At 49.8% G+C, this 1,294-nt stretch carries 2 protein-coding genes and 1 pseudogene; all 3 read right to left on the bottom strand.

Annotated features, from left to right (window positions below; all coding sequences use genetic code 11):
- Positions 1-200 precede the first annotated feature (200 nt).
- Entirely contained in the window at positions 201-704 is a 504-nt protein-coding gene (locus BBW68_RS12765; RefSeq protein WP_070135651.1) for a hypothetical protein, read from the bottom strand.
- Complete coding sequence (locus tag BBW68_RS12760) at positions 688-1,077, bottom strand: hypothetical protein (RefSeq protein WP_245675268.1); 390 nt, start codon at positions 1,075-1,077, stop codon at positions 688-690. The genes BBW68_RS12765 and BBW68_RS12760 overlap by 17 nt, the downstream gene beginning before the upstream one ends.
- Positions 1,049-1,294, bottom strand: a pseudogene (locus tag BBW68_RS19220) (hypothetical protein); the annotation flags it as partial. The gene BBW68_RS12760 and the pseudogene BBW68_RS19220, both read right to left, overlap by 29 nt.

The following is a 1,294-nucleotide window of genomic DNA, read 5'->3' as shown; positions in this document are numbered from 1 at the left end:
TCGAGTGGGAATGGGGCTTGCCCCTTGAGCCTACAGACGCGGTTCTCATTAATTTGCAGGCTGGTCTTTGCTATCTGACACTAGCGATAGCCCGAAACCGTGAACGGGTTCGGCGTAGCTTGCCTGATGGCAAATGCCATCAGGTTAGCGAAGTGTGGCAGACGACCCGGCCCGTGGACGGGGAGCCGAAGGGAGCCTGATTAACAGGTTTTTTTAGCCAGTTCAGCCCGCAATTTGCTGTTATCGGACTCCAGATCAGTGATTCGATTTCTGGCCTTTTCCAGTTCTTTAGATAATACGGCCACCGGAGACAAGTCACCTTGCCTGTTATCCATATCAGCTACAAAATCTTCTCGAAACGCCAGGATTGCCGCATCAAGAGCATTTTCCAGCTCAACCACTTTTGATGGAAGCGGTATACGCTCAGTCAGGCATTGCGCCAACTCCACAGCTATTTTTGCTGCCTCCTGAGCGGGGGTCTTCACATCATCAATGCGTGGCAATAACTGGTAGTCAGGATGTTCATTAAGCAACAGCAAAAGCGTATATGTTTCACTGACTGATACGCGATTAGTATTCTGCTCTTTATCCTGCCAGGAGCGTAGAGACAGGCCGAACAACGCAGCCATTTCTTTTTGTGTGCGGTTCAGAAACACCCGCGCACGTTGCGCCAGTTCACCCCTGTAATCAGCTTTCAGATCCATGTTCCTGAGATTCCTTTAGAAAACGAATAAATTCACGTGTCAGTTTTGGTAACGGAAAATCACTTACCCGGATAAAATCGCCAACGTTAAGGAAAAACTCCTGATTAAGTACCTCGATACGCTCTTCTTTCGTCCCGGATGCCCGTTCTGCTTTCGTCGGGTTCGTCCGATCAAGCACCAGATATTGAAGCCGATACTTGATACCGTCACTTTGTACCGCCAGTGACTGAGAAATCCGGGCCGTTTCACCCCGACGCCTCACAAAAAAAAATCTTTCATGCTCCCATGCTCCTGAAGCAGAGCACCAAACAGTGGGGCCGTGGGGCATCCCCCACTGCTCGCTGTCAGCACTCCAGTGTTGATAAAAATCCAATCACTTTGATTAGCTGGTCTTTGCTGAGATCACCCAGTTTAAGCCGATACGCTTTACCGTACATCTCACACACATCACCCGAAATCCCTCCAGGCGTTTTGATATGACACAACACATCATAGTAACCACCATAGTTTTGTACCTCGACCAGCTGCCCGACCAGGTTGATTAAAATCCGCCGATCATCCTGAACGTAGCACGCCTGTGGCGTGAGCGG

Source organism: Candidatus Erwinia dacicola (assembly GCF_001756855.1).
Lineage (GTDB): Bacteria > Pseudomonadota > Gammaproteobacteria > Enterobacterales > Enterobacteriaceae > Erwinia > Erwinia dacicola.
This window is presented reverse-complemented; position numbering and strand designations above follow the sequence as displayed.